The 24,829-nt window shown below is 60.2% G+C and carries 19 protein-coding genes and 1 pseudogene; 9 read left to right on the forward strand and 11 right to left on the reverse strand.

The window, feature by feature from the left end; genetic code table 11:
- Positions 1-234 (reverse strand): hypothetical protein (locus ASC75_RS26565; protein ID WP_156381260.1); only part of this gene is annotated, 234 nt, incomplete at its 3' end.
- 272 nt (positions 235-506) lie between these two features.
- Between ASC75_RS26565 and ASC75_RS26050 the strand changes: the two are divergent.
- A pseudogene (locus ASC75_RS26050) lies at positions 507-735 on the forward strand (DUF763 domain-containing protein); the annotation flags it as partial.
- Between the two features lie 1,246 nt (positions 736-1,981).
- On the opposite strand, the gene ASC75_RS26055 reads toward ASC75_RS26050, so the two are convergent.
- The 3 genes from ASC75_RS26055 to ASC75_RS26460 all read right to left on the reverse strand — a co-directional run bounded on the left by ASC75_RS26055 (position 1,982) and on the right by ASC75_RS26460 (position 2,911).
- On the reverse strand, positions 1,982-2,245 hold the full coding sequence (locus ASC75_RS26055) for a hypothetical protein (protein ID WP_156381261.1): 264 nt from the start codon (positions 2,243-2,245) through the stop codon (positions 1,982-1,984).
- Between the two features lie 226 nt (positions 2,246-2,471).
- Positions 2,472-2,663 (reverse strand): hypothetical protein, encoded by a 192-nt coding sequence (locus ASC75_RS13735; protein ID WP_055976203.1) that lies wholly within the window; start codon positions 2,661-2,663, stop codon positions 2,472-2,474.
- 71 nt (positions 2,664-2,734) lie between these two features.
- Positions 2,735-2,911 (reverse strand): hypothetical protein, encoded by a 177-nt coding sequence (locus tag ASC75_RS26460; RefSeq protein WP_184117440.1) that lies wholly within the window; start codon positions 2,909-2,911, stop codon positions 2,735-2,737.
- 360 nt (positions 2,912-3,271) lie between these two features.
- On the opposite strand from ASC75_RS26460, the gene ASC75_RS13745 reads away from it, so the two are divergent.
- Positions 3,272-3,520, forward strand: a complete 249-nt coding sequence (locus tag ASC75_RS13745; RefSeq protein ID WP_055976207.1) for a hypothetical protein — start codon at positions 3,272-3,274, stop codon at positions 3,518-3,520.
- 290 nt (positions 3,521-3,810) lie between these two features.
- On the opposite strand, the gene ASC75_RS13750 is transcribed toward ASC75_RS13745, so the two are convergent.
- The 7 genes from ASC75_RS13750 to ASC75_RS13780 form a co-directional block, all read right to left on the reverse strand.
- Entirely contained in the window at positions 3,811-4,431 is a 621-nt protein-coding gene (locus ASC75_RS13750; protein ID WP_055976255.1) for an NAD(P)H-dependent oxidoreductase, read from the reverse strand.
- 8 nt (positions 4,432-4,439) lie between these two features.
- Complete coding sequence (locus tag ASC75_RS13755; protein ID WP_244487841.1) at positions 4,440-5,717, reverse strand: sorbosone dehydrogenase family protein; 1,278 nt, start codon at positions 5,715-5,717, stop codon at positions 4,440-4,442.
- 106 nt (positions 5,718-5,823) lie between these two features.
- Positions 5,824-6,921, reverse strand: a complete 1,098-nt coding sequence (locus ASC75_RS13760) for a c-type cytochrome (protein ID WP_210309558.1) — start codon at positions 6,919-6,921, stop codon at positions 5,824-5,826.
- On the reverse strand, positions 6,921-7,550 hold the full coding sequence (locus ASC75_RS13765) for a cytochrome c oxidase assembly protein (RefSeq protein WP_055976216.1): 630 nt from the start codon (positions 7,548-7,550) through the stop codon (positions 6,921-6,923). The genes ASC75_RS13760 and ASC75_RS13765 overlap by 1 nt, the downstream gene beginning before the upstream one ends.
- Positions 7,547-7,930, reverse strand: coding sequence for a hypothetical protein (locus ASC75_RS13770; RefSeq protein ID WP_055976218.1), 384 nt, complete (start codon positions 7,928-7,930; stop codon positions 7,547-7,549). The genes ASC75_RS13765 and ASC75_RS13770 overlap by 4 nt, the downstream gene beginning before the upstream one ends.
- On the reverse strand, positions 7,927-10,443 hold the full coding sequence (gene ctaD / locus ASC75_RS13775; RefSeq protein WP_055976222.1) for a cytochrome c oxidase subunit I: 2,517 nt from the start codon (positions 10,441-10,443) through the stop codon (positions 7,927-7,929). Before ctaD ends, ASC75_RS13770 begins: the two co-directional genes overlap by 4 nt.
- Positions 10,440-11,345, reverse strand: a complete 906-nt coding sequence (locus ASC75_RS13780; RefSeq protein WP_244487840.1) for a cytochrome c oxidase subunit II — start codon at positions 11,343-11,345, stop codon at positions 10,440-10,442. The genes ctaD and ASC75_RS13780 overlap by 4 nt, the downstream gene beginning before the upstream one ends.
- A gap of 359 nt (positions 11,346-11,704) precedes the next feature.
- Here ASC75_RS13780 and ASC75_RS13785 point away from each other — a divergent pair, with 359 nt between their 5' ends.
- From ASC75_RS13785 to ASC75_RS13815, 7 genes are all read left to right on the forward strand, one after another.
- Entirely contained in the window at positions 11,705-11,953 is a 249-nt protein-coding gene (locus ASC75_RS13785) for a DUF982 domain-containing protein (protein WP_055976234.1), read from the forward strand.
- A gap of 277 nt (positions 11,954-12,230) precedes the next feature.
- A complete protein-coding gene (locus tag ASC75_RS13790; protein WP_055976237.1) occupies positions 12,231-13,424 on the forward strand; it encodes a hypothetical protein in 1,194 nt (397 codons plus the stop codon).
- A 155-nt stretch (positions 13,425-13,579) separates the two neighbouring features.
- Positions 13,580-15,727: a ParB/RepB/Spo0J family partition protein gene (locus tag ASC75_RS13795; RefSeq protein WP_055976240.1), complete on the forward strand. Its 2,148-nt coding sequence runs from the start codon at positions 13,580-13,582 to the stop codon at positions 15,725-15,727.
- A gap of 224 nt (positions 15,728-15,951) precedes the next feature.
- Positions 15,952-20,268, forward strand: a complete 4,317-nt coding sequence (locus tag ASC75_RS13800; protein WP_055976242.1) for a strawberry notch-like NTP hydrolase domain-containing protein — start codon at positions 15,952-15,954, stop codon at positions 20,266-20,268.
- A complete protein-coding gene (locus ASC75_RS13805) occupies positions 20,268-21,308 on the forward strand; it encodes a toprim domain-containing protein (RefSeq protein ID WP_184117441.1) in 1,041 nt (346 codons plus the stop codon). The genes ASC75_RS13800 and ASC75_RS13805 overlap by 1 nt, the downstream gene beginning before the upstream one ends.
- A gap of 344 nt (positions 21,309-21,652) precedes the next feature.
- Positions 21,653-22,576 carry a DUF2493 domain-containing protein gene (locus ASC75_RS13810; RefSeq protein WP_055976248.1) on the forward strand — a complete coding sequence of 308 codons (924 nt, stop codon included), beginning with the start codon at positions 21,653-21,655 and terminating at the stop codon, positions 22,574-22,576.
- Positions 22,577-23,686: 1,110 nt separating this feature from the next.
- Positions 23,687-24,013, forward strand: a complete 327-nt coding sequence (locus tag ASC75_RS13815) for a DUF736 domain-containing protein (protein WP_055976250.1) — start codon at positions 23,687-23,689, stop codon at positions 24,011-24,013.
- Positions 24,014-24,829: the final 816 nt, after the last annotated feature.

Raw genomic sequence — 24,829 nt, forward strand, 5'->3', positions numbered from 1 at the left:
CCGTTCGTCCGTGAGCACTATCGCGTCGACCTCTCCACTCTCAACGACCTTGAAGATCTTGCGGAGATTGCCAAACTTCGCGCTTGCCTGCGGGAACAGAGCTACTCGCGGCATGGGTATGTCGAAACTTTTCCAAATAGAATCAACAAAATCACTTGAAGTATAGGCTTTTATCCTAAGGGTTTTTTCAGCGATTGAGACTGTTTCTAGTACTGAAAAGCTCTGGTTAAACATCGACAGTCTCCACTGCAAAAATCAACAGCTAAGGAGTGATCTGCAGCCGGAAAGTTTTCTTAAAAATTAATCTTCATTCGATGTTCGTCAATCGCATATTGGAGCTATCCAAGCGCATAGCTATTTTGATTTAGGAGCCGGTGAAAGGATATAATCGGCAAGGGTTCGCGTGGTGTACGGGTTGCCCTTCGAGCCCAACAGGCGGCCTAGTCCTCTCCTTCAGCAGGTCGTCGTCAGCATCTGTGAATTGCTCCTCAAGGTTTCCAGTTTGCATGGCACGGCGTACCGGTAGCGCCGATCTCTTCCCCTTCACGCGGGCCGTGTCCCTGATTGGCGAGGGAAACGAATGGCCGCACTCGGCGCGGTCGTTTCCCAGGCAATCGTCTGTCCCTACGACCGGGATGATTGCTGCGGCGGCTGCCGCCCCCATTTCGGTTCCAGTCCTTTGGCGTCATAATGGGTATGGACGGGCTATCGTCCGCCATCACTACCGGGGTCATGGAACGCTGAAGCATGGGAATGAACTCGGCATCCCGTCTGCGGTGGCAGGATAGGGTGCTCGAAAAAGCGTCTGCCTTCGTCGAAATGCCCGTACATCCTACCGAGCTCGCCGTTCTCCACCCTCATGAGCTAAACTGAGCCATGTGGCATGCGGAGCTTGTCACTTTCTGCTAATTTACCTCAAATTGAGGTATTGCGCCTTGTTTGCACCAACCGTAACCTTCCTTTTGGGTGAGGGTTATCGGTGATGGGCAGAAATTATGGCAAGCGAGGACGCCCGCCATCAGGCACTGAGGCGGTCCATCTCAGGTTCTCAAAGCCTGTTTTGCTCGCGGTAGACCAATACAGGCGAGATAGACATCAGACGCGGCAAGATGCGATTCGCGAACTCTTGCATGACTACCTCCTACAATTGCGCCATTTGTCAGACGACGACGCGCGCGGGGAGCACATGCCCGAAAGCTGATGGAACGCTTGATAGCGCTGCGGACTTTACCGCCGCGGGGAATGTGCATGATACCGACATCGAACGAACCGAGCAGAGTTTGCGTGCTTTGCCGAGCCACATTCTCGTTCACCCTTGGAGGAGATGGACACACTGCGGGCTACCAAGCGGCCCGTGGGCCCAAGCAGCGGCGTTAGTGGATCGCTGTGGTCAGCCGATCTTGCGGAACCGGCCCTCATCGATGAGGAAAGCGCCGTTCGTACCACCTTGCCGCCACAGAACCCTCTGGGGTTCGTCCCACGTTCCGAGAAATCGGCCGCAGTCATCGCATACGATACGAGTGTCGGGGTTGGCGTCCTCCGGGATTCACAACCGGATGGTTTTGCAGTAGGCACATTCCAGCCTGTGGTTCAGATGTCTTGTCGATGTCATAGCAGTTGGACCTCGAAAAGAGAACGAAACGCCATAGCGTACACGTCCGGCCTCCAATTTCAAGGTTGGCGGATGTCGGAGATGTTCCGCGTTCGTGCGCGAATGTTCTCATAACCCTAGCTGTTAGACTGGGTTATGCGCCGGACCGGCTAAGTCCGTAACCTGTTTGCGCTATTCTTCTTCTGGATCTGCTCGTCGTTGCTTACAGGGAGGTCTCCTTGCCGGCTCTGGAACCAATACATGCCAATTTTGTTTGAAGAGCGGGAGTGTCACCTGCAGCCCATTTTTCCGGCGCTCCCCTCCTGCCTTTTTACGACCAGGGCAGGTTTGAGTTGGGGCCCGACGCCCGTCTGGGCCCCCTTTTTTGCCCTAACCTTCGATCAGCGTGCTGCCAAATCTTGCCCATAGCTGGGCACAATCCTGAGCAGGCAAGCTTCTTGTGCGGCCATAGAGCACGGCAGCAGCATGAACGTCGAATTCATGCATCGGCGCAAGTGCGACAAACCTGATGGCAGCCCCAAGCGGAAGTTCCTGGATGGGGGCATCTGCTTTGACCTCAAGGTCATAGACACCCATGACGCGGCTCATCGTCGCCCGTTCACGATATGCTTCGTGCATTTCGTCTTCAGTCATCTGTAACTTCGCCTCGTCATTCTGGTCCGACCTTGCGCACCTAGCCTTTTTCGAGCTTGATCACGCCGTTCGACCGCCTTGCCGTTCCAAATCCGTCAGAAATTCCCATGTGACGAGATAGGCGCCACGGGCTTCCGGGTTTCAGGAATTCTCAAGCGAATTGTCCCGCAATACGGCATTCGAGGTTTGCATCAAGATACTCGCTGGTGGCCATGATCGCCCCTACCTACGGAAACGGCTGAGCCGCTATAATCCTGTCCAGCTTCTCACGGGACGGGCCGTGCAGCCTGATAAGGGCACGGGCCTGGCCGTCGGACAGGCCATACTCTTCAGCCAATGTGTAGGTCGTGTAGGTTGCTCCAGCTGCGATCCGGCGGAAAATATCGAGTTGCGCGTCTTCGTCTGTGTTACGGGTCATGGAGATTTTCCTCCCAAGATTTTAAACGCTCGACCTGCACTTACGATCCTGAGGGCGCCTCGCAAAAACACTCAGCGGATGTATTGCTCGCCATCCGCCTTGTGCTGGTAGCAGAACCAGTGGGGCTCCGCGGTCTTGCCGAGGGCGAAGCCCCAGCCCCCGTCTTTCTTGCAGCCGGGGTGCTCGCAGCCATGCTCGTAGAGGCCAGCCGGCGTCTGCCTCGGGGCGGATGTTTGTTCGTCGCTCATGCCCGTAGGTTAGCGCGATGTGAATTGACACCGCAAGGAGATTGTTCCTATTTTGTTCTAATGCCTACACCGAACCTTTCCGCTGTCCAAGCTGAACGATGCCCGTGAGCTCGTCCTGGTCAGCTGCGCCTATTGCAAGCGAGCATGCCTATTATCCGACCGACCTCATGCAACTGTTCGGCGACGTCGACGTCGTTTCTCTGGCCGCTCAGATGACGTGCGAGAGTGTTCGCGGCGGACATGGGTTTCTCCGGGTCCAGCGCATTTTCTCTGGTCCAAGGGAGATGGTTGGCAGGAAGATTCGTAGGCTTGTGTCGATCAAGTTCAGGCGCATTCCAGTCTGGCGGGAGGAGTAGCGTCATGGGCCGTCCAAGCAGAAGCGAAAAACTGACAGACAGCGAAATCGAGGCGGTTGTCCTGGCCGCGATCCCGCTTCGCGCGGCAATTCAGAAGTGTTTCATCTCGCTGAAGCCATTCAACGAAACTTACACGCTCTTAAACGACCATATTGGCAGGCTCGATACGATGTTGGAGAGCATCACGCGCCGGAAGATCGACTACCGTGGAAGAGATCTCGGGCTGCTGCCGAAGAGCTTGGGACGACCTTAGATGTTTACACATACCAAAATCGCTTCAGCTACGGCCACCAGGCGCTATCCTGGAACTGGCGGACGAAACTGCTATGCCGATGACATGGCGGAAAGTAGGAGCTAGCTGCCATTTTGAAGCAGGGGTCCAAGCGTGATTCCGAAACAATGTGACCAGATCGGCTCCGTAGAGTGAGGTCATTACAGGGATCGAGTGTTTTTCGGAGCTGGCCTTGCACCTTGTATCCCCTCGATGAGGTCCAGCGTTTGCGGCATTGGCTCGCGGGTCCGGCAGTTGTCGCCTCGGTCCGCTTACTCATCAACTCCTGGGTAGTTGTCCTGCCGGAGCAGGCGCGCCAGATGCGCTGAATTTGAGGCGAGCATCTCCAGCGTCATTTTGACCTTGTCGGGAATCTTCTTCAGGTCGATGTAGTTCACGTCCTGCATGGCCTCACCGACCCAATAGCCGCCGGCATTGGCCGGTATGGTAAAGCCGACATCGTTCAGTGCTTGGAAACAGGCTGCATGGCAGTGATGCGCGCCGTCCTCATTGCCGACCACCAGAACGACCGCGACCTTGCCGCTGCTGGGCATCCTGCCGCGATCATCCGTCTCGGACAGGAATGCGTCCAAGCGCTCCAGCACACGTTTGGCCAAGCTTGAGGGTTGGCCCATCCAGATCGGCGTGGCCAGAACGAAAATATCTGCAGTCAGGATCAGCTTGCGCAGTTCGGGCCATTCGTCGCCGCCGCCTTCATCTGACCGGACGCCGGGCGGAATGTTCTGATCGGCCATTCGGCGCGAACTGCCCGTCACACCATGCGGCTGCAGAAAGCTGAAGAGGTCAGCGATCATCTTGTCGGTGGAACTGGGCTCATCGTCCTCGGAAGTCTTTAGCGAACAGTTGAGGGCAAAGGCGGTCAGGGCCGGCATTGTCGAGCTCATGGCTGTTGGCCTCCGGATGCCACACGCCAGACCTTGTTACCAACATCGTCAGCAATAAGCAGCGAGCCGTCTCGGCCGATGGCCACGCCCACCGGCCGACCAGCAGCAGTATCGTCCGGACGCAGGAACCCAGTTAGAATATCTTTGGGAGGTCCGGATGGTTCGCCGGCGTTGAAAGGAACGAAAACCACTTTGTAGCCACTGCGGGGCATTCTGTTCCACGAGCCGTGCTGGCCGATGAAGGCGCCGTTCTTCATTTCGGGTCCGAACATTTCGCCAGTGTTGAAAGTCAGACCCAAAGAAGCGGTGTGCGAGCCAAGCGCGTAGTCAGGCTTGACTGCCTTGGCTACGAGATCTGGCCGCGGCGGCTCGATGCGATCGTCTACTATTTGTCCGAAATAGCTGTATGGCCAGCCGTAGAAGGCGCCATCCTCTACCGACGTCATGTAATCGGGCACCAGATCGCTGCCTATCTCATCACGCTCGTTGACGACCACCCACAGCTTACCGCTATCTGGTTGCCAGGACAGGCCGTTAGGGTTGCGCAATCCAGTCGCAAACAGCCGCTTTTTTCCGCTTGCGAGGTCGATCTCGTAAACTGCCGCGCGGCCTCCCTCGACGTCCATGCCGTTCTCGCCAACATTGCTGTTGGACCCGACAGTTGCATAAAGCTTGGTACCATCCGGAGAAGCTCTGACGTCCTTGGTCCAGTGATGGTTGAGGCCCGCCGGCAGGTCAGTGACCTGTTCCGGCTGCGCCGCGATCTCGGTTGCGCCTTCCGTGTAGGGAAACGCAACGATGCCGTCAGCATTAGCGACATAGAGCTTGTCGTTCAGAAGCGTCATGCCGAAGGGAGACATTAAGCCGGTGATGAATGGCTGCTTGAACTCGGCGCTGCCATCACCATCGGCGTCGCGCAGGATTGAAATCCGATTTGCGCTCGGGGTGTCGGCGCCTGCGCTGCCCATTACCAGCTGTGCGACCCAGCGCCGAATGCCGACGCTGCTTTCTTCCTGCGGCGGTTTATTGCTCTCGGCGACCAGCACGTCGCCATTTGGAAGGACATGCAGCCAGCGCGGGTGGTCGAGGCCGTCAGCGAACAAGGTGACCACGTATCCCTTTGCCGGCGTGGGCATCTCGCCCTCTTTCCAAGGCACGGCTTTGGCCTGGTGAACAGTCGGTAGCAGGCGCGGATCAGGCTCGGGCAATGTGGGATTGGGACCATACTGGTCCTCGATAGCCACCGTCGCCTGTTCTCGTGACGAGAAGACCACGACGGCTCCAGCGACGGCGATCAGGATGACAATGACCAGGGATGCGATCAAAAATTTCTTCACCTGACTTCACCTCCTGGAGAGATCGGAAATCTTCCCCAGGACCTCAACGTTGCGCCGCGGTTGGGGTTGCATTCTTTGCGGCAAGAGCTCCGAGGAAGGCAGCAAGTGCGTTTATATCGGCATCTGACAGGCGTTCCGCCGACTTGTGCATCAGATGCGCATTTTGGCCCCCGCCTCTGGCCGCGGCCCGGAACAGTCGCAACTGATTTGCGATATAGTGTTCGTCCTGTCCGGCTATGTCGGGATAAGTCTCATTTCTGATGGCTGTGTTCCCATGACACCCGAAGCATGACGGGATAGCCCGATCAGGCGCCCCTCCAAAGACGATGCGCGCCCCGTCCGAACGATCGTCTTCATCGGGCATGATCTGACGCAGACGGGATGGCTGCCGGGAAAAGTGGCGAGCGACATCCGGGAAGACTGCGGGGTCCAAGGCCGAGATTGGCAGCGCCATGATACCGCTCCGTCGCTCTCGATCCGCATAGGAGCGAAGTGACGCCAGGAGATAACCTTCCTTCTGGCCAGCTATGATCGGAACGAGGCCGCCGGCTTTCAGCCCGTCTCTACCATGGCACCGGCTGCACTCTGCAATCGCGTTGGCGAAGCCCCGCGGCGAAATTTCCAGCCGGCCGCTCTGTCCGAGCGAAAGCGCCCGATAAGATTGTGCGCTCATGCCGGGAAGTTCGCGGAGGAAGGCGACCATGGCCCAAACTTCATCGTCGCGCGCCTGCGTTGGCCATGCTGGCATGCCGGTGAAGCGCACGCCGTATTTGACGATCCAGAACAACTCGGCGTCATTCCATTCGCCGACCTTTTCGGTAAGGTCAGGAGGCGGTGGCAACATTCGTTGCGCCGATGGGCTTACAAGCTCTCCCGGCGCACCATGGCAGATCGCGCAACCGCGTGCGAAATGACCGGCCGCAGGCCCGATGTCATGGCGCGGCAATTGCGCCGGAGCGTCGACCTCGAGCAGAGCGTAGGTTTTCACCGCCGTCCGCATGGCTGAATGGAGCAGCCATTCGGTGACTTTCCAGTGTCCTGTCGAAGCCCCGATATTGAAGAAGCCGATCCAGGCAAAGACGATAATCGCAACCGGAAAGATCGTTAGAGCGATAGCCAGATGTTTCCAACGGAGTTCCATCACGGGTGTCCGGTCGAAATGGCGGGGGGCTCACGCAGAAGCCGGGCAAACAGCCACAGGGCGCCGGCGAGATAGACAACTGCGCCAACAAGCAGCATCAACACGCCGCCGAGCGCCTGGTCCTGATTAGCGGACAACTCAAGGCCAAAGCAGGTCACGGTGCCTTCCCCATATAGCGGGCGCGGGCTCAAGGAGAGCAATGCGCCAAGCAGGGTCATGTGAATGGAGGTGAACAGAAGACCAAATGCACCGGCGGCCGCCGGCCGCATGTCATGCGGTGGCTGATGAAGGCATGCAATCCAAACAAGCAGGCCCGCGACCAGGAACATGGCTTGCTCGATGGCCGTGACGAAGGTTGAGGTCTCGGCCAGCAAACGCATTTCCGGCATGTGCCATGCCCAAACGACGGCCAGTTCGACGAGCGATGCTATGATCGGCGCCCACCCGGGGATGCGCCAGGAACGAGAGTAGTTGGAAAGCCCGATTGCGATAAGCGGGGCGGCCAGAGCCACGACCCCCATATGCGCCAACATGTGTGATGCGAAAGAGCCTCGCCAGGTCGAGATCAGAGGGCCGCCCCATATCAGGCCGAGCAATGCCAAGCCCACCGCTAATGCCGTGCGTCTCATCGCAGGCACTCCGAAATGAACAAAACGGGCATTGCGACCAACACGACCGCCACGAAGCTCAAGCCGGAGAGCAACAGTGTGGCAAATCCCTGGAACAGGGTACGGTCGCGCAATGTCGGATCGTCATGCGGCGGGTCATCGCGGCCATATCCCCATTGCCGCCAGGCAAGCCAGGCCGACATTAAGATCCCGATAAGGGCCGCCATTGTGGTCGCGGCGATGATCAAACGTACCGAATCGAACCCGATGCCGAGCACCCCAGGCTTCTGGCAGTGCACAGCTACCAGCACATAGCAGACGAGAAAATGCAGTGCCCATATCACCGGTGCGGTGAACAGCGTCCAAAGCGAATCTGTTTCGCTGGGCAAGATCCGGGTCATCCGCCAACCTCCGGAAACAGACCGATGATCGCTCCGCTTATGGCTGCCATCAACGCGAGAAAATGCCAGTACAGGCAGGTGTTGCGCAGGTCCATGTCATGGGTCGGCGTAAGCCTGCCGGCGAGACTGCGTGCCAGGCAGTAAAACTGCATGATTACGCCCAGACCGGCATGGACAACGGTCCATCCGACAAGTACCCAGACGATGGCCGGGTAGACGTGGGCGACAGGGTCCATGCGATGAAGCCAAGGTCCGGCCAGTGCGGCGGCGGCCGCAGCGATAGTGAGGACCGACGATGTCACGAGAATTGTGCGCATCAAGCCAACTGATCCGTTCGCATTGAGTGAGCGTGCCAGCATCATCGTGCCCCAGGCCAACACGAAAAGAGCGACCGAAATTAGCGGCCAGGTCAAGCCAGGTCCGGTGGCGCCAGCGGTGAAATCCGCATGAATAGTCCAATAGAAGAAATAACCAAAGACGAGGCTGGCGAAACCGGTGGAGTTGCCTGTCATCGTGATGAACATCGCCCACCATCCGACTGAGGCTGGGCCGGATGTGTAGAGAGGCAGGACGAGCCCGAGTCCCGCCTCCCTTTCAGCTTTCTTCGGGATTTCGGCCGTGCCGGTCCATAGCCAATAGAGGATCGTCGCCAGCGTAGCGAACCCTGCCAATGATGCAGCTAACCACCACTTGAAGGTCAGTGTCAGGAATACGGCTGCAAGGGCAACTGCCGCGATCATCGTGATACCGCCGGTTGCCGGCACCCGGATCACCTGCTCGGGCTTGGCATCCAGGACCGAAGTGACCATGCCCTCACGGCGTCCCTCCTCGACGTCGGGCAGGTAAAAGCGTCCGGCGTTCACGTCTGCCACAAGGTTTTTCTGATCCCACAGCGGGTAGCGGCTTTCCACGATCGGGATTGAACGCACCCCCCACATTTCTTCCGGCTCAGAAATCCACTCCAGCGTGCCGGCATTCCAGGGGTTAAGAGCGCTCTTGGGATCTCCATGCTTCGGCCGCACGATATCTGCGACGACGATCAAGACACCTGCCGCGAAGATATATGCCCCTGCTGTCGACATGAGATTGAGCCAATCCCAGCCGAGATCGCTCGGATAAGTGAAAACCCGGCGCGGCATTCCGCGCAGACCCGTCAGGTGCATAGGGAAGAAAGCCACGTTGAGACCGGTGAACATCAGCCAGAAGGCGATCTTGCCCCATCGAACGGACAGATGCCGTGCGTTGATCAGCGGAAAATAGTAATAGATCCCGGCCACCACGGGAAACAGCATCCCACCAATCAGCACATAGTGGAGATGCCCGACCACGAAATAGGTGTCATGCGCCTGCCAATCGAATGGCGCCAGCGCAACCATGACCCCGGTGAGGCCGCCGATGACGAAGGTCGCAATGCTGCCGGCCCCAAACAGCATGGGAATGGACAGCACAACACGACCTGCCAGCATGGTCGCGATGAAGACGAATATCTGGACCGCGGTCGGGATTGCCACTGCAGCGGAGGCGGCAGAGAAGAAGGCGAGTGATATCTGCGGGAGCCCGGTTGTGAACATGTGGTGAACCCACAGGCCGAAAGACAAGAAACCTGTCCCTACTGCCGCCAGCACGATCCATGAATAGCCGACAATCGGTCGTTGCGCGAAGGTAGGCACGATCATCGCCATCAATGCGATGGCGGGCAGAAAGATGATGTAGACCTCCGGATGGCCAAAGATCCAAAACAGGTGCTGCCACAGCAGCGGGTCGCCGCCGCGGGCCGGGTCGAAAAATGGCCAGTCGAACATACGTTGAAGTTCAAACAGAATGTCGCCCGCGATCAGAGGCGGAAAGGCAAACAGGATCATTCCCGCAACCACCAGAAGATACCAGGCAAAGAGCGGCATCAGGTTGATACGCATTCCGGGTGCGCGACATTTCATGATGCCGACGATGATCTCGACCGCCGCGGCAATGGAGGCGACCTCGATGAATGAAAGGCCGAGTAACCATATGTCGGCCCCGATACCGGAGAGCTTCTCGTCCGTTGCCAGGGGTGGGTACATAAACCAGCCGGACGATGGCGCTGCGTTGAAGAAAATTGACCCACAAACGAAAACGCCGCCGAGTAGAAAACTCCAGAAGCCAAATGCTCCAAGTCGCGGAAACGGAAGCTCGCGAGCGCCGAGCATCGGAGGCAGAAGGAAGATCGCTATCGCTTCAAATATCGGCACGGCGAAGAGAAACATCATCACCGTGCCGTGGAGTGTAAAGGCCTGGTTGTAGAAGTCGGCCGACACCAGATCATTGTCGGGTACGGCCAGCTGCGCTCGCATAATCAGTGCCAGCACGCCAGCAAAAAGCATGAACGCGAAAGCAGCGCCGGCGTACCAAACGCCGACATCCACATTGTTGACAGATGTCCAGTACCGCCAGCCCGATGGTGTGCGCCACACTTCCCGTAGGCGCTGTTCCTGCGCTTTTCCTGGTGGTGCCGAGGATCTGGCGCGGGTGTTCATTCGAGCCCTTTCAGCCAAACGGCGATCGACCGGATGTCGTCCGGAGGCAACATGTCGAAAGCTGGCATGTGCGTGCCGGGCTTGATTGCATCAGGTCTGACTATGAAGCTCGAAATGGTCTCCGGCGTGTTGGGCAGGATGCCCGCGCCAAGCGTGTTGCGTGATCCCAGATGTGACAGATCAGGCCCGACCCGGCTTGCGGCGCTGGTCCCTTCGACACGATGACAGCTGCCACAGCCATGTTTTTCAAAGAGCTCCGAGCCCGGAGCTAAGATGCCTGGCGATGGCTGCCTTCGCCTTTCGGTCCAGAGGGCGAATTCCTGCACAGGAAGGGAGGTTACCTCCACGGCCATGAATGCATGGGAGGTCCCGCAATATTCAGCGCAGGGTCCACGGAAGCGGCCTTCCTTGGTAGCGACAAGGGAAAGCCGATTGGTGCGGCCCGGGATCATGTCCACCTTGCCGGCAAGCGATGGGATCCAGAAGGAATGGATCACGTCAGTGCTTTTAAGTGAGAACTCAACGCGCTGGCCAACTGGCAAAACGATTTCGTTTGCGGTTCGGAACTGAACTCCATCCGGAAGCCGGTAGATCACATCCCACCAGAACTGCCGACCGGTGACTTCAATAATGACTTGAGGCGCTCCCGAATTTGCGAAGGGCCTCAATCCAGGCATCAACCAGAGTGCATAACCAAGCAAGCCGACCAATGCAGCGGACGGGAGAACCGCACCTCCCCAAAATACGAGTTGGGTGGCAGCTCGATTGTCGATCGGTCCTAGCTTTCCCCGGATTGCGGTAGCTAGCAGTGCCATCAAGCCGATCCATATCACCGCGCCGCCGCCCACCATCGCCCAAAACAGCTGGGCAACGCTCGCGGCTTCCTCGCCGGATGGCTCCAATGCCGATTGTTGTCCCGAGCAACCCCAAAGAGCCAAGCCTAGAAAAAGGACAATGCATCTACACTGGTAGATGCATTTAGAGTTTGTAGGTCGATTTGATGCCGCGACGATATTCTTGCTCCGGTCAGGAATGTCGACCTCAAGGGACCATAACCCGTGGAGCAGGGGACGGTTCCCCCTCCTGATTTGTCCGCAGGGGTTTGCTGACGTCGTGAGGATACCACTACTCTCCGAGATAGCTGCCAAGCGGTCCGAAGATCCTAATCTTAAAAACATCGGGTAGGGATCGGGTCTCTGCCGCAACGATTCATGGGGCGTCGCAAGTTGCAACCCGATGATCAGTGCGCGCGTTGAGGGGGATGGAATTTAGGCCGAGCATATGGGTCAAAGAGGGTGATTTCGCGTTTTTCGCTATTGCCTCCGTTAGGGATGCCATCGACTTCCTTGATGCATGGCCTTCTGGTAAGCGAAACTCATTTTACTATTTGGCCGCAAACAGCCTTCAATCGGCAGTCGCGGGTGCGATCGAACCCGCTGAGGCGCGGGACGTCTTCGAAATCTTTTGCCGAGAAACCGGCATTCTGGTCGAAGCCAAAATGCTCGATTGAATTTGGTCACATTCAGCGGAGCGCGAACGACGTCTGAAGGCGGCGCGGTTTACCTGGGCTGAAAGCAATCGTTGCAGGCGACCGTGCAGCAAATAAATTCAGCTACACTGAATTGAAGTCCCCACTGCTCTGCTTTCCGATGGGAACGGAAGCGAAGTGTAAGCCGGTGTCCGCGCCGCGCTCGCGCGCCGCGAAGAGTGAGAGTGGGAATGGGAAATCCATGACGGGTTGAGTGTCGAAAGAGAGGCTGTCGGCGCCCGTCATGGAGTTTGGTCCCATGAACATGCAGGTTCTCGAGGCTCGCCGCGAATTGAGCGGCGGGTATAAGGTTGATGTCAGCCGTGGAGAGCGCATCGGGCGAGTCTCGTCCGAGTGGTTCTCCCGCCCGGCTGACGAACGCTATCTGTCGCTCACCGAGCTGGGCCGCTCGGTCCGCGCCCGGACCGAGCGCAGCCGAACGCGCGTGGTCGAAACTGCTCTTATCCATGTCGAGGCCAGTCGATCGGACCCGGAGCGCCTATCTCTGATCCTGCCCGGATCGGATACCCCTGTAGCGCCGACCCATTGGAGCTTTGGTCAGCTCGCCAGCCAGGTGGGAGCGCCCGCCGCCTATCTCCGTCAGCTTCCGGCAGCGCTCGCAGGCATAAACCTGCAATATGGGCTCACGTCGCACCGGGCCGAGCAGATCAAGACCCTCGAAACGGAGAACGGACGGGTCGACCTGCGTGCCGTGACTGGTCCTGACTATGGCCGCATCTATGACCATGAACTGGTTGAGGCGGTGCAGAAGATTGCCGGCAACGGCACGGGCGACACCCGCTGGAAAGTGCCCGGTGTGCTGGATTGGTCGACCGGCGTCTACAATCCTCGGGTCGACATCACCAAGGACACAACGACGCTGTATGCGTCCGATCGCGACGTATTCCTGTTCTTGGTGGACGATCTGAATCCCATTGAGGCCGGTAGGCTCCCCGACGGTTCACCCGACCTCTATTTCCGCGGCTTCTATTGCTGGAATTCTGAAGTCGGTGCCAAGACCCTCGGCATGGCGAGCTTTTATCTCCGTGCGGTCTGCCAGAATCGAAATCTCTGGGGGGTCGAAGATTTCCAGGAGATCACCATCCGTCATTCGAAATATGCTGCATCGCGCTTCGCCCACGAGGCCGCGCCAGCGCTGCTGAATTTCGCGAATTCCTCACCCACCCCGTTCATCAACAGTGTCAAGGCCGCGCGTGAACGGATTGTCGCCAAGACCGATGACGACCGTACAGACTTTCTGCGAAAGCGCGGGTTCTCGAAGGCCGAGACCGGCAAGATCATCGAGACTGTATTTGCAGAAGAAGGCCGCCCGCCCGAGTCGATCTTCGACTTTGTCGCCGGCATCACCGCCCTCGCGCGCGACAAAATCCATCAGGATGCGCGGCTGGAGCTGGAGGGCAGGGCCAAGAAGCTGCTCGACCGCGCTGCCTGATCCCCATAACGGGCGATTCCGTTTAATCGGCTTTGCGTCGTGGGTCCGTTCCGTAACTTTTGCGCTGCCCTTCTAGAGTGAGAGGGCGGCGCTTCGCTCGTGACGGGTATAGGTTCGAGAGAGAGGCTCTCGGCGCCCGTCGCGGAGTAACTGCGATGGCAATTGCCGTTCAGAAGATCACCCTATCGTCCTCGCGCGATATCCCCTTCAATAAGCTGGTGCTCAGCCAGTCCAACGTCCGGCGCGTAAAGGCCGGCATCTCGGTCGAGGAGCTCGCCGAGTCGATTGCCAGGCGGGGCCTCATTCAGAGCCTTCATGTCCGGCCCGTCCTCGACGGCGAGGGTCAGGAGACGGGCATGTTCGAAGTTCCCGCCGGCGGTCGCCGCTATCGCGCGCTCGAAATGCTCGCCAAGCAGAAGCGCCTAAACAAAACGACGCCGGTTCCCTGCATCGTATCGGCCGCAAACTCTGACATTCTCGTCGACGAGGTCTCTCTGGCCGAAAACATCGAGCGCGCGCCGCTGCATCCGCTCGACCAGTTTCGGGCCTTCCAGGCAATGCGGGAGAAGGGAATGACCGAGGAGGCCATCGCAGCCGCCTTCTTCGTTGGCGTCAATATCGTGAAGCAACGCCTGCGCTTGGTATCAGTTTCACCTACGCTTCTGAACGTCTATGCCGATGATGGCATGACCCTCGAGCAGCTCATGGCCTTCAGCGTGTCGCACGACCATGCCCGCCAGGATCAGATTTGGGATGCCGTGCGCAATAGCTGGCAGAAGGAGCCCTATCAGATCCGCCGTATGCTGACCGAGACGACTGTTCGCGCTTCCGACAAACGTGCTGTCTTCGTCGGCATCAACGCCTATGAGGCCGCAGGCGGCATCGTCCTGCGGGATCTTTTCCAGTCTGATGACGGCGGTTGGCTTCAAGACGTCGGGCTACTGGACCGGCTCGTCTCCGAAAAGCTGACCGTTATCGCCGACGAGTTTGCCGCCCAAGGTTGGAAATGGGTCGAAGCAGCCCTCAGCCTCCCTTACGGCGTCACCCATGGGCTCCGAAAGATTGAGGGCGTTCCGCTCGACATCACTGCGGAGGAGCAAGCGACACGCGAAGCGCTGCAGGCGGAACTCGATCGCCTGACCACCGAATATGAGGAGACGGACCAGCTCCCCGACCAGATCGACCAGCGCCTGGGCGAAATCGAAGCAGCCCTTGAAGCCCTCGACAACCGTCCTGTCCGTTATGATCCGGCCCAGGTCGCCATGGCCGGCGTGTTCGTCGGCATTGACGCCAACGGCTCGCTTTCTGTCGATCGCGGCTATGTCAGACCTGAAGACGAGCGGTCGGCCGAGGCCGACCATGAAACATCGGACGAAGAGGTCGATCCCGAAACCGGCGAAATTCGCGCCCCTATCATGCAGCGCGCCGACATCACCATCGGCGGTCAGCCCGCTCAAGCCGATGGGGAGGCTGAGGAAGACGGCTTGAAGCCGCTGCCCGAGCGTCTGATCATCGAACTGACGGCTCATAGGACGCTCGCCTTGCGCGACGCTGTGGCGAACAATCCGCAAGTTGCCTTGACCATGTTGCTGCACAAGCTGGTCAGCGATACCTTCCGGATCACCGCACCGACTGGTTGCCTCGAAGCGAGCGTTAAACATCTCTATCTCTCCGGTCAGTCCCACGAGATGAAGGGCAGCCCTTCAGCGCAATCGGAGCGCGCACGCCATCAAAGCTGGGGGGATCACATTCCCGCAGACGACCAGACCCTCTGGGATTGGTTGGAACAGCTCGACGATGGCACGCGCCTCGACCTCTTGGCCCATTGCGTGAGCTTTGGGGTCAATGCGCTCTACGAGCGGCCAAATCCGCACGCGGTGTCGGGCATCAGTCGCCACGGCCTGGATGTGCGCCTCGCGCAAGCCGACCGGCTCGCTGTTGCCACGGGACTCGATATGGTCGCAGTGGGTTGGAAGCCGACAGTCGAAAATTACCTCGGCCGGGTCACGAAGGGTCGCATTCTCGAAGCCGTCCGCGAGGGCGCTGGCGAGCGGGCGGCCGAACTCATCCATCACCTGAAGAAGGGCGACATGGCCAACGAAGCCGAGCGCCTTCTCGCCGGGACCGGCTGGCTGCCGGAGCCGTTGCGTATGTTCGATAACGCGACCAGCGACCATGTGCAGCCAGCGGCGCTGGACGAGGGCGATGTCGACCTTCCCGCCTTCCTGGTTGAACAGGGCGAGGATACCGAGGCGACAGGACCCGAAGATGTCCTTCCGGCTGAATTGATCGCAGCCGAATAGCACTTTTACGCGGGGCGGCCGGCGTGCTCCACGCAATACTTTCGACGCCTGTATCGCCGGCCTTGTTCGGCAGTCCTGTTTCCGGAGCGCCCCGACTTCAGGCGGGGCGCTTTTTTCATGCCAGCTCTTGAGAGTGAGGGGTCGCCTGAACGAAGTGAGTCCAGGCCGTTCGAGAGAGAGCGTCGGTTGGGCTTGTCCGTTCCCGCTCTCCTGAGGATCTCCCCATGACCTTCCTGTTGCCCGTGGCCGCACCGGCCGCGCCCGTTGTCCGTGTGCCCGCTGTCCTGTCTGCGGCCCAGAACTTGCTGGGCTATCTCGAGCGCGGGGAGCGTATCGACAGGCATCTCCTTCGCACCGCGCTGGAGACGGCGTTCGGCGCCTCCGATTCTTCCGGTGCGTGGGATTGGAAGGCTGCCTATGAAGCCTGCGAGGTCGCCACAGTCCTATTCCTTCGTAGATACGGACGTGCGCTTTTCCTCAAATCCGGGTCTCCGGCCGGGCAACTTGCCACCCTTACAAAAATCGCCGGGCTCCTCCCGACCCACACCCGCCGCTCGGAGGAGAGCCAGGCGCTCCAGCAATTCTCGACGCCGATTCCGCTCGGCCTTGCCGCAGTCACGGCTGCGGGCATAGTACCGGGCGACGTCGTGCTGGAACCTTCAGCTGGCACCGGCCTGCTCGCCATTCTGGCATCGACGGCCGGCGGTTCGCTGATCCTCAACGAATTGGCCGATGCCCGCGCAGAGCTGCTCTCTTCTCTCTTCCCGGCCGTCACCGTCATGCGCTTCGACGCCGCGCAGATTGACGATTACCTTGATCGCGCCGCCGCTCCCTCTGTCGTACTTATGAACCCGCCGTTCTCGGCCATGGCCAATGTCTCCGGCCGCGTCGCCGATGCCGGGTTCCGTCACATTTCCTCGGCCTTGAACAGGCTCGCGCCCGGTGGCCGTCTCGTGGCCATCACCAGTGCAAATGTCGCGCCGGACCAGCCGGATTGGCGCGATGCATTCGTGCGCCTGCAAGAGCGCGGCAGCGTCGTCTTTTCCACCTCCATTGCCGGTTCTATCTACGCCAAGCACGGCACGACGTTTCCCACCAGGTTGACCGTCATCGACAAGACGCCCGCTGCTGACCCGATCCTGCTGCCGGCATCGGTCGGCTCCGCCCCCAACGTAGCGACACTGCTCGCCTGGATCGAGCAGCATGTTCCGCCACGTCTGCCAGTCACGCTCCCAGCGCCTTCCGCTATGCGCGTTGCCACGACGTCGAAGGCGGTGCGCGGCTATCTCGCGCGGTCAGCCGTTCCGCGGTCAGCCGTCGCGCACCCGGCTCCCGTTATCGATCTAGGCGGTATCGAACTCAGCTACGAGACCGTGGACTGGACGCCAAGCGAGGGCACACACATGACCGATGCGCTCTATGAGGAATACGGATTGCAGTCGATCCGTATTCCCGGTGCCCAGGCGCACCCGACCAAACTTGTCCAGTCTGCCGCCATGGCGAGCATCGCGCCGCCGAAGCCGAACTACCGGCCCACCCTGCCGGCGAACATCCTCAGCCTGCTGTCCGATGCTCAACTCGAGACGGTGATATATGCCGGCGAGGCGCACAGCGACTATCTCGCCGGGTCATGGACGGTCGATGAGACATTCGATGTCGTGAAAGCCGCGCCCGACGATGCGGCCGACGCCGTTCGCTTCCGCCGCGGCTTCATGCTTGGCGACGGGACCGGAGCCGGAAAAGGCCGTCAGTCGGCTGGCATCATCCTGGATAATTGGCTCCAGGGCCGACGCAAGGCCGTCTGGATCAGCAAGTCCGACAAGCTGATCGAGGACGCCCAACGCGATTGGTCCGCGCTCGGTATGGAGCGCCTGTTGGTTACGCCGCTTTCGCGCTTCCCACAGGGCAAGCCCATTGCGCTATCGGAAGGCGTCCTATTTGCAACCTATGCCACGCTGCGCACCGACGAACGGGGCGCGAAGATTTCGCGCGTCCGGCAGATCGTCGAATGGTTGGGCTCCGACTTCGACGGAGTGATCATTTTCGACGAAAGCCACGCGATGCAGAACGCCGGCGGCGCCAAGGGAGAACGCGGCGATTTCGCCCCCTCGCTTCAAGGCCGTGCCGGCCTCCGGCTTCAGCACGCCTTGCCGAATGCCCGCGTCGTCTATGTTTCCGCAACCGGCGCTACCACAGTCCATAATCTCGCCTATGCCCATCGCCTTGGCCTCTGGGGCGGCGACGACTTCCCCTTCGCCACGCGCGCGGAATTCGTGGAGGCGATTGAGGATGGCGGCGTCGCGGCGATGGAGGTGCTGGCGCGTGATCTGCGTTCGCTCGGACTCTACACAGCCCGCTCGCTCTCCTATGACGGCGTGGAATACGAGCTGGTGGAGCATCAACTCACCGACCAGCAGCGCCGCATCTACGACGCCTATGCCGGCGCATTTGCCATCATCCACAATCATCTCGACGCGGCGATGGAGGCCGCCAATATCACCGGCTCGACCGGGACGTTGAACCGGCAGGCGAAATCCGCCGCCCGCTCGGCATTCGAGTCTGCGAAACAGCGCTTCTTCGGGCATTTGCTGACGTCGATGAAGACGCCGACCCTGATCGGCTCGATCGAGCACGATCTGGAGGCTGGCCATGCCGCGGTGGTGCAGATCGTGTCGACAGGCGAAGCCCTTATGGAACGACGCCTGGCTGAGATCCCGACCGACGAATGGAACGACCTGCGTGTGGATATCACGCCGCGGGAATACGTTCTCGACTATCTCGCCCATTCCTTCCCGGTGCAGCTCTATGAGCCCTTCACCGACGGTGAGGGTAACCTGTCGTCTCGTCCGGTTTATCGTGATGGCCAACCGGTTCAGAGCCGCGAAGCCGTCGCGCGCCGCGATGAGCTGATCGAACGCCTCGCATCGCTTCCGCCCGTGCCGGGCGCTCTCGACCAGATCGTCCAGCGCTTGGGCACCGACATTGTGGCAGAGGTGACGGGCCGCTCGCGGCGGATTGTCCGTAAGGGCGACCGTTTGGCGGTGGAGAACCGTGCACCGTCCTCGAACCTAACCGAGACCGCCGCCTTCATGGATGATCTGAAACGTGTGCTCGTATTCAGCGATGCCGGCGGCACCGGCCGCAGCTACCATGCGGAGCTGTCGGTGAAAAATCAGCGGCTGCGCGTGCATTACCTACTCGAACCGGGCTGGAAGGCCGATGCGGCGATCCAGGGGCTCGGCCGCACCAATCGGACGAACCAGGCACAACCGCCGCTCTTCCGCCCGATCGCAACCGACGTAAAAGCGGAAAAGCGCTTCCTGAGCACGATCGCGCGTAGGCTCGATACGCTCGGCGCAATCACCCGCGGCCAACGCCAGACCGGCGGACAGGGCCTGTTCCGACCCGAGGACAATCTGGAATCCTGCTACGCCCGCGACGCGCTACTTCAGCTCTATCTTCTGATCGTGCGCGGCAAGATCGAGGGCTGTTCGCTCCACCGCTTCGAGTCCTCCACCGGCCTGAAGCTGATGGACGACAACGGCATCAAGGACGAACTGCCGCCGATCACCACCTTCCTCAACCGGCTGCTTGCACTTACCATCGAGCTGCAGGGCATCCTTTTCACTGCCTTCGAACAACTGCTCGATGCGAAGGTGACGGGCGCGATCACCAGCGGCCTCTATGACGTCGGCCTCGAAACCCTAACGGCGGAAAGCTTTGTCGTCACCGATCGCACCAACATCTACACCCACCCGGCATCGGGCGCGGAAACCCGGCTGCTGACAATCACACAGAGGACTCGCAATCGTCCGCTGTCGCTGGGCGACGCGCTCAGCTGGCTTGGCGATCGCGGCGCGACGCTGCTCATCAACGAGCGTTCGGGGCGAGCTGCCGTGCAGATCCCCGCGCCATCTCTCATGCTGGACGATGGTGAGATCGAGCGACGCATCCGGCTGATCCGACCGATGGAACATCACCACGCTTCGTTTAAGTCGATGGCGGAAAGCCATTGGCAGGAGGCCGATCGCGGCACGTTCACGGCAGCATGGTCTCGCGAACTCGACGACGTTCCTACCTTCAGCGAAAGCACGATCCACATCGTCGCTGGATTGCTGCTGCCGGTATGGAAGCGCCTGCCGAACGAGTCGACCCGCGTCTATCGGCTTCAAACTGATGATGGCGAGCGCATCATTGGTCGCCGCGTCTCTCCGGCGTGGGCAGCAAACACCGCGTCAAAGGACGCCACCGATCTACCGGCTGATGCTGCATATGCAGCCCTCATCGACGGGCGGACGATTCTCGACCTTGCGGAGGGGCTGCAGCTTCGCCGCGTCCGTGTCATGGGCGCGAACCGTATCGAGCTTTCCGGCTTCACTGAGGCTATGCGCGAGCGCCTTAGCGCCTATGGCTTGTTCACCGAGATCATCTCCTGGTCGCTGCGGTTCTTCGTGCCGATCGACGGCACGGGATTGACGGTGCTCGGCAAGCTGCTCGACACCTATCCTGTGGTCCGCATCGGCGAGCGGGAGGCTGCGTGATGGCCCGCTACGACGCTTTCGACCTCGCATCTCGTCTCGGCCAACAGGCCGAGGCGGTATGCAAACGCTATCTCGGCGCCGGCCGACGACAGGGCAACTATTGGCAAGTCGGCGACGTTCGCAACACGCCCGGCCGATCTATGTTCGTGCGCTTAAAGAACACCGCCAAAGGCCCTGCTGGTAAATGGACCGATGCCGCGACCGGCGAGTACGGCGATCTGCTCGACGTGATCCGTGAATCGCTGGGCCTCATCGACTTCGCCGACGTCGCAGAAGAGGCCCGTCTGTTTCTCAGCATGCCACCGCCCGACCCCGAGCGGGGGCCGAAACAGCACGGTAGCGCGTCTGCACTATCAGGGTCCGCCGACGCAGCACGCCGACTGGTCGCCATGTGTCAGCCAATCGGCGGCACGCTCGTAGAAGCGTATTTGCGCGGTCGTGGGATCACGGGATTGCACGGATGTGGGCACCTGCACTTCCATTCCTGTTGCTACTATCGACCGGACGAGCATAGCCCGACTGAGACCTGGCCAGCGATGGTCGCGGCCGTCACTGATCTTTCCTACAGGATCACTGGTGCGCATCGGACCTGGCTCGCCCCAGATGGTTCCGGCAAGGCGCCGATCGACATCCAGCGCAAGGCGATGGGCAATCTTCTCGGGAACGCGGTCCGCTTCGGACCATCCGGCGAGGTGCTGGCAGCCGGCGAAGGCATCGAAAGCGTGCTGTCGGCTCGCGAAGCCATGCCCAACATGTCTGCGGTGGCAGCACTGTCTGCGGCTCACCTGGCGGCCATCCAATTCCCCGAGGCGCTGCGTCGGCTCTATGTCGTGCGCGACAAAGATCGTGCCGGGGACGGCGCGCGAAACTCGCTTATCGAGCGAGCAAACGCGGTCGGTATCGAGGCGATTGCCCTGTCACCCACGCTCGAGGACTTCAACGAGGATCTTCGCACATTCGGCCGTGACGCGCTGATGGCGCATCTCCGCTCGCAGCTCGCACCGAAGGACGTCGCCCGCTTCATGCTCCTGGCGGCGTAGATCGGTGGCTGGGGCGGGGTTGGGTTGCCAACATGGCCCGCGCTCTCGTGCACGAGCTTTGGAGAGGACCGCGCCTCGGCCTTCAAGAGGGCGATCGGCCCACAAACGGTTCGGACAGGCAATGCCTGCGGCCGACTATTTTCCGGCGGCCCGCGTTCACCCCACGCGGCAGTGCCGCGTAGGCCCCCGAACTCGCGCCTTTCCATCGCGATGCAAAATAGTCGGCCTTCGGCATCCTGCGCGTTCGCTGCGGCCCGGCGTCAGCCGGGTGCAAGGTCCGCTCCGCCCGTGGGCTTCGGCGCCATGAAGGCCGCGACGGTCGCGGTCCAGCCAAGGGGCAAACAATGCGCGAGCAAGGTGACTACGAACCACACCACGAATCTTCACCCACGGATCACGTCCTCAATGAGCTCCAACTCCACGGCTACCGCCCCTTAACCGACGAGCCCGACCAACGACTCTTGCCAGACGGCAATCAGGTCGCGGGTGCTGTCGCCGACATCTTCGACGCCCTTATCTCGACCCTGGCCGATACGCGTCTCGAACCCGACCTCGATGATCTCCTCTGGTCGACCGTCAACGTCTTTCACCGTACCACCCAACGGATCGCCCGCGAACTCGACGACAACGAGCAGGCCCAAAAGCGGTCGCAGCGGCAGCAGGACGGCAGCGAGGTGAAGTCGGTCGAACTTGAGCGCCAGGTCGCCGAGGGGATGACGCTCGTGGAGCGGCAGGGCGCATTTGAGCTGATGCGCGACCAGGCCGCCGAGCACTACGAACGCCAGATTGGCAAGTCTTGGCTCCCCCGCACCGGGTCAATGGTCAATCACCGCCACCTGACCTCGGCTATGATCGACAGCCGCGACTTCCTCATGGCCAGGAAACGAGCCGAGCAGGAAGTGCTTATCCCTCCGGGCCCGAAGATTATTGTCACCGGCGGACTGGACTTCGGTGATCACCGGCAAATCTGGGCCAAGCTCGATCAGGTGCATGAAAAGCATCCTGATATGGTGCTGGTTCACGGCAAGTCGCCGAAGGGCGCCGAAAAGATCGCCTCGCTGTGGGCAAAGAACCGCAGCGTGCCGCAGATCGGTTTCGCCCCAGACTGGAGCAAACATGGCCGGGCTGCCCCCTTCAAGCGCAACGACGAGATGCTGGAAATCGTGCCGAGGGGCGTGATGCATTTTCCTGGCACCGGTATCAACGACAACCTCGCCGACAAGGCAAAGAAGCTCGGCATCCCGGTCTGGAGGTTCGGCGGCGCGTGAGCGCCGCCGAGTTCCTGGGACAACTGGCCTCAAGCCAAGCCAATTGACGTTGTCTAATTCCAGAATCTGAAGTCCTGCAAAAGGCATGGCCGCGAACGGGCACTGCGTGATGACGCCGGGATCGATTGGCGAAGTTGCCTGCATAGTCCAATGGCTAGGCGAAGGTACTTTCCGCAGAAGGGAAGGCAGGCACGGTTTTTGGCTCCTTGATGGGTCTCACTTGCCATGCTCGGATTGGCTGTGGTGCCGGAAGGTACCGTTGCCAGATACAATCGGGTCTCTGTTGCTGAATGACTTCTGCGTCGGATCCTGCCCGGGACCCCGCGTCAATTCGTGACCAAGTCGCAATCGCATTGGTGTTCGCGGCACCAGCAGCCATTGTCGACACTACGCCAACCCAGGACTTCGCCAAGCATATGAGGCCTTCCGATGCATGGCCGATCTCATGTTCGATCTTCGGCTTAGTCGCAGTCGGCGTCGATGCCTCATCCGGATCATAGGAGCGACGGGCGACGGTCAATCTGGCGGAACGTTACATGGGCCGAGCGCTGCACCACAAGTGCGGTAAACCAGAGACCATGGCGGTCAAACAGGCGTTGAATACCTTGGCATAGAACGGCGGTGCGCTGCAGCGTCATGTCCGCCCACCCACGGCAACCCTCACTGGTGCTGAGCGCCAACGGGACCGTCTTGCGCATCAACAAACCAGCGACCGACTGTGCGGTTTCACAAGCGTCTGGCGCGGGGTACTAACATCGTGGGCATGAATGGGGTAGGGCGCGACGGGGAACGCGTTGTCGCCGTTTCAGGCGGGAATAGTCGCCGGCGTCTCCCCTGCCATCCGTTCAGCGAGCGCTCCAACGGCCTCTTCAATGGGCTGATCTGCCCGAAGGACGTCTGACGCCTCGACCGCCTATGCCGCAACAGCGAGTCTCGATCTTCTTCCCCTGCCGGCCAGGGCCGTCATTCCTCGCGAGACAAGAAACTCGATCCTGCGCTGTCCTCCGCCTTGCTTCGGTCGCAAGCGATGCGCCGTCGGTCGCCTCCGGCCAACCGATCGCCATCGAGGCCGCATGGTGCGGTCTCGGGAACGGAAATCGGAGACTTACAATGGCGACCATCGGCACTTTCAAGAAGATCGGCAACAACGAGTTCACCGGCGACATTGCTACGCTCAGCGTCCAGGCCAAGAACGTCCGCATCATCCCTGACCAGCGCGCCTCTGGCGAGAACGCCCCCAGCCACCGTGTCATGATCGGCCGCGCCGAAATCGGTGCCGCCTGGGCCAAGACCTCGAATGAGGGCCGCAACTATCTGGGCCTCAAGCTCGACGATCCGAGCTTCAACGCTCCGATCTACGCCAATCTCTTCGACGACGAAGAAGGCGACACCTTCTCGCTCATCTGGTCCCGCCCGAACGGTCGGCGCGGCGACTGAGCCTCAGCCAAGGGCCCCGGCCGGATCGGCCGGGGCCCTTGGCCATGAACTGTGAAGCCTCGATCACATCGACGCGGCCCTGCAATAAACCGAGGGCTGCGAGGCGCCTGTTAGTCTTGATTCCGGGAAGTCATGCACAGACCCGCCCAATGCCCTGCAAAGTCCATCACGATACCGGCTACAGGATCCTAAAGGTCCTCTTGGTTTCGACAACAATGCGTATCGCAGACGAGAGCTCACGGCCAACGTGGACTTCAGCTACATGGGCTTCTGATGGGCAGCCAAAGGCCGTTGCCTTCGAGGAGTCGCAAGGCTGCACCCATCGCAGGTGAGCGCATTCGTCAAATGCTCAAACGTTGGGTTCCGGTCCGATCCATTATTGTCGATAGCGGGAACACCGCGATACCGCAGCAGGCATATCTTGCCGACACGATTGGCACGTCTTTCTTGAACGGCTGCTAGCCCGATTGATGCCTGGCTACCGGCGCCATGGACCCGTCCCCGGGAGCGTTTGTCGTGAGGATCGTCGGCATTGGAGTTGCAGCCGCTTGGCGAAGTTGGCCGAATGCGTTTGCTGGCCTGGGACGAGCTTGAGACAGCGGTGTGCGGGCTGGTCCGGAGAGATCGATGTATTGCGGCCCCATGGAGTTCGCAACCCAAAGCCGCTCTTGTGATGGCAACCTTGATCCAGCCCCGGATCTTCCTCGATCAACCCGTGATATGTGGAACGGCCCGCGGTGCAAGGATGCTTTCAGTCGATTTCCCCACATGAGGACGGTGCGGTCATATGTCCGGCCTTTCTGCGCGGCACATGAC

Origin of the sequence: Aminobacter sp. DSM 101952, from assembly GCF_001424795.1 — a bacterium.
GTDB classification, from domain to species: domain Bacteria; phylum Pseudomonadota; class Alphaproteobacteria; order Rhizobiales; family Rhizobiaceae; genus Aminobacter; species Aminobacter aganoensis.